Origin of the sequence: Pauljensenia sp. UMB6358, assembly GCF_030216865.1 — a bacterium.
In the GTDB taxonomy this organism is placed as follows: domain Bacteria; phylum Actinomycetota; class Actinomycetes; order Actinomycetales; family Actinomycetaceae; genus Pauljensenia; species Pauljensenia turicensis_A.
This window is the reverse complement of the sequence record NZ_JASOMS010000140.1, coordinates 1-288: the sequence shown is the minus strand read 5'-3', so window position 1 is coordinate 288 and position 288 is coordinate 1. Positions and strand designations below refer to the sequence as shown.

1 protein-coding gene is annotated in these 288 nt (G+C 52.8%); it reads left to right on the top strand.

What is annotated here, in order from left to right:
* Positions 1 to 48: 48 nt before the first annotated feature.
* On the top strand, positions 49 to 288 hold a 240-nt coding region (locus QP381_RS08945), incomplete at its 3' end, for a hypothetical protein (RefSeq protein WP_285068647.1).

The window sequence follows — 288 nt, the reverse complement described above, 5'->3', positions numbered from 1 at the left end:
ACCTACACCATGGCAGATATCGGCATACCAGGGCAAAAAGGCCTAAAAGTGGAAACCGACTACCTGTACCAACCCAATATCGGGGTTATCCAATTCGATCTACCCGAATACCTCTACCGGCAAATCGAAGTCGCAACCGAAACAGTCTCCAACCTACGCCTATCAACAAAACACCTCACCCGCGCCCAATGGCTAGGCCTCATGGACCCAGTAGCCCGGATAGGCAAAACCATCCAAATACACGGCCTGAACGCCCTATACGAGCGCGCCGAACACCTTTGCCTAGAG